Genomic DNA, 3,819 nt, shown 5'->3' on the forward strand with positions numbered 1-3,819 from the left:
CTGGCCGTGGGCGGACGGTGGGCCCCGTGGCTGATCTGCGGGCCCAACTGGCGACGCGGGTACGCGGAATGCTCTCCGAGGCGCTCGGCGTCACCCGTACCCGGGTTGCCACGGCCGAGTCGGAGCTGGCCGCCGCCCGGGACCGGCTCGCCCGGGTCCGGCGGGCCGCCGCCGGTGTCCCGGAGCGGGTCGGCGTCGAACGCGACAGGCGGCTGGCCGAGATCGACAGGCGGCACGCCGCTCGGCTCGCCGAACTCGCCCACCGGGCCGCCGAGGCGGCCCGCCGGGAGGCCCCCGGCGCGGCCAGCGCCCCCTGGTCCCACTGGCAGGTCACCCCGGCCGGTCGCGGTGAGAGTCCCGGCCCGCTGCGGGTCGGCACCCTGCGGGTCGCCGACGCCGAACCCGTCCCGGCGCTGGTGCCGCTGCTCGACGCCGGTCACGTGCAGCTGCACGGCGACGACCGGGAGGGTGCCGAGGCGGTGGTGTCGGCGCTGCTGCTGCGCGGTGTCGGCCGGCCCGCCCCGGGCCCGGTCCGGCTCTACGGGTACGACCCCGAACACCTCGGCGGCGGGCTCGCCGGCTTCGCCCCGCTGGGCACCGCCGGGCTGCTGACCTTCGTCGGGCCGGGCGGGTTGGCCCGGCTCCTCGACGACCTGGTCGAGCAGATCCGCCGGATCAACGAGACGGTGCTGGCCGGCGAGTACGGCTCACTGCGGGCCCTGGCCGCAGCCACCGGACGGCGGCCCGAGCCGTGGCGGGTCGCGGTGCTGCTCGGCGGCGACGAGCTGTCCCGCCACGAGCGCGGCCAGCTCGACCGGGTGGTCCGCACCGGCGCAGCCTGCGGGGTGCACCTGGTGGTACGCGGCATCGAACTGCCCGACGACCCCGGCCTGACCCGGATCCGTACCGGCGCGGACGGAACCCGGATCGGCACCCCGCCCGGCCCTCCGGTACGCCTCGACCCGCCCCCGCCGGCCACCCTGGTCACCGAGACCTGCCGCGAGATCGCCGCCCGGGTCAACGCCGGCCCGCCGCCGACCCCCTTCACCGACCTGTTGCCGCCGCCGGAGCAGATGTGGAAGGAGGACTCGGCGCACGGGCTGACCGCCCCGATCGGGGAGGGACCACACGGCCGTCCGGTGCTGCTGACCCTCGGCGACTATCCCCCGCACGCACTGATCGGCGGGCCGTCGGGCACCGGCAAGACCAACCTCATCTTCGCCTGGATCGGCGCGCTGGCCGCCCGCTACTCCCCCGCCGAGCTGGAGTTCTATCTGCTCGACTTCAAGGAGGGGGTGTCCTTCGCCCGGTTCGCCCAGGGCCGGCGCGACCCGAGCTGGCTGCCACACATGCGGCTGGTCGGCATCAACGTCAACACCGACCGGGAGTTCGGCCTGGCGCTGCTGCGGTTCCTCGCCGAGGAGCTGCGCCGGCGGGCCGACGCGGCCAAGAAACACGAGGTCACCAAGCTGTCCGAGCTGCGGGCGGTGGACCCGGCCGGGCACTGGCCCCGGATCGTCGCGGTGGTCGACGAGTTCCAGGCGCTGCTCGCCGGCCGGGACGTGGTGGCCCGGGAGGCCGCCGACCTGCTGGAGGACCTCGCCCGGCGGGGCCGCTCGCAGGGCATCCACCTGGAGCTCGCCTCGCAGGACGTGCGGGGCATCGAGGCGCTGTGGGGCCGGCCCGCGCTGGTCGCCCAGTTCACCCTGCGGATCGCGCTGCCCAAGGCGCTGCGCATCCTGGCCGAACGCAACGACGCCGCACAGGCGCTGCCCCGCTACCACGCGGTGGTCAACGCCGAGTCGGGCCTGACCGAGGGCAACGAGGTGGCCCGCATCCCGTCGGCCAGCGACTGGGAGACGTGGAGCGAGTTGCAGCACCGGCTGTGGCGGATGCGGCCCGCCGACGCCGCCCCGGCACGGCTCTTCGACGGTGACGCCATCCCCCGCCTCACCGAGGCCCCCGACTTCCGGGCCCTCACCCCGCCGCCGGGCGACGCCACGCCGCGCGGCCCGGTCGCGGTGCTCGGGGAGATCATCGACGTGCAGTCCCGGTCGGCGGCGCTGCGGCTGCCCCGGGCGCCCGGCCGTAACCTCGCGGTCCTCGGCACCCGGGTCGACGAGGCGTGCGCGGTGCTCGACGCCGCCGCCCGCTCGCTGGCCCGCCAGCACCGCCCCGGCACCGCCCGGTTCTCCATCGCCTGCCTCGACCCGGACGCCGACCCGGCGGCCCGCGCCCTCTACGAGGACCTCGCCGACGACGCCGCCTGGTACGACGAGGAGACCGTCGCCGAGCTGATGGCCGAGACGGCCACGGCGCTGACCCGCCCCGGCACCCCGGGCACCCCGCACTACCTGCTGCTGTTCGCCGTCGACGCGGCGGCCGGTGCGCTGGCCACCGGCTCACCCGGGTCGACCGGCCTGGACCGGCTGCGCCGCATCCTGCACGATGGGCCGGAACGGCGTACCCACGTGTTGGCCTGGTGGCGCGGGGTGGCCCGGATGCGGGCTGACCTGGGCGGGCCGGCCGCCCGTACCGACCAGATCGGCGCCTGGGTGGCCCTCGACGTGCAGGGCGGCGAGCTGGGCTCGGCGCTCTACCCGGGTTCCGGCGGGCCGGACTGGTACCCGCGTCCGTGGCGGGGGCTCTTCTTCGACCGGGCGGTGCACCGCACCGGACAGGTGATCATCCCTTATGGTCCGTCCCGATGAACGAACCGGTCCCCAGTGACACCTACGCAGCCCACGTGCGCCGGCTCGCCGAGCTGACCGGCCGGGTGGCCGCCCAGCGGGCCGAGGCGCAGGCCTGGCACGACCAGCAGTGCGCCGCCGCCGAGCGGGCCGTCGCGCAGGCCACCACCCAGCTCCGCGACGCCGAGCAGGAGGTCGTCGACGCCCGGTCGATGCTGGAGCGGGTCGACGCCGAGGTGGGACACCTCTGGGCCGAGCTACGGTCCCGGCTGGGCACCCGACGGATCGGCGACCCGCCGGGGCCGGCCAGGGACGTCACCGGTGACCCGGTGCCGCTGCTGCGCGGGGTCCGCGAACTGCTGGACCGTACCGGCCAACGCGGTGAGCTGCCGGGGTCGGTGAACCCGCTGCTGGCGCTGTGCGGGGTGGCCGGCGCGGTCGTCGCGTACGCCCTGGGGGCCGCCGCCCGCGCGGTGGGCGAGCGTTACGGCGGTGACCTGGCGGTGGGTATGCCGGTGCTGGCGCTGGTGGTGACGTTGCTCGGCCCGGTGGCCGGGCTGGCTCCGGCGAAACGGTTGGCGGACCGCCGGCACGCCCTGCTCGGCCCCCGCCCGCTGGCGATCGTGCTGGCCGCCGGGGTGCTGACCACGGTGCTGCTGCTGGTGTCGGCCCGCTGACCGCCCCGGGCGTCGCCCGGGGCGGTCAGGTGGCTCACGCCGGGCCGGCGACCGTGACTCACGCCGGCACGGGGACCGGGGCTTCACGCCGGGACGGCGACCGCCTCGCGCAGCAGCCGGCGGGCCAGCACCAGCCGGTCGGCGTCGTCGTCCAGGCCGGGCAGGTCGCCCACCCGCAGTCCGGTGGAGCCGAGCAGGGCGTGCAGGGCCGGTGCGCACTGGTCGGGCAGGGTGACGGTGCGGTCGACCAACCGCAGCGCCACCCGGCCGTCGGCGGCCGGGCTGAGCTGCCAGCGCAGGCCCGGGCGGGGAGCGATCCGGCTGTCGGCGGTGAGCGCGGTGAGCGCGGCGGCCTGCGCCAGCGGCCGGATCGGGGCCGGCCGGGCGGCCGGCCAGGCCCGGCTCCGCAGCCGGGCGGCCACGGCGGCCGGATCGGCCCGCAGCAACCAGTC

General features: G+C 77.2%; 2 protein-coding genes and 1 pseudogene. 2 read left to right on the plus strand and 1 reads right to left on the minus strand.

What is annotated here, in order from left to right:
• The first annotated feature begins 26 nt into the window (after window positions 1-26).
• Together ACOJTC_RS11980 and ACOJTC_RS11985 are read left to right on the plus strand one after the other, a co-directional pair.
• Entirely contained in the window at window positions 27-2,711 is a 2,685-nt protein-coding gene (locus ACOJTC_RS11980; RefSeq protein WP_420116903.1) for an FtsK/SpoIIIE domain-containing protein, read from the plus strand.
• The gene (locus ACOJTC_RS11985) at window positions 2,708-3,367 is read left to right on the plus strand and encodes a hypothetical protein (RefSeq protein WP_357926765.1); all 660 of its coding nucleotides are present in this window, start codon (window positions 2,708-2,710) and stop codon (window positions 3,365-3,367) included. Before ACOJTC_RS11980 ends, ACOJTC_RS11985 begins: the two co-directional genes overlap by 4 nt.
• 83 nt (window positions 3,368-3,450) lie before the next feature.
• On the opposite strand, the pseudogene ACOJTC_RS11990 reads toward ACOJTC_RS11985, so the two are convergent.
• A pseudogene (locus ACOJTC_RS11990) lies at window positions 3,451-3,819 on the minus strand (cupin); the annotation flags it as partial.

Source organism: Micromonospora sp. (genome assembly GCF_048594385.1).
Lineage (GTDB): Bacteria > Actinomycetota > Actinomycetes > Mycobacteriales > Micromonosporaceae > Micromonospora > Micromonospora wenchangensis.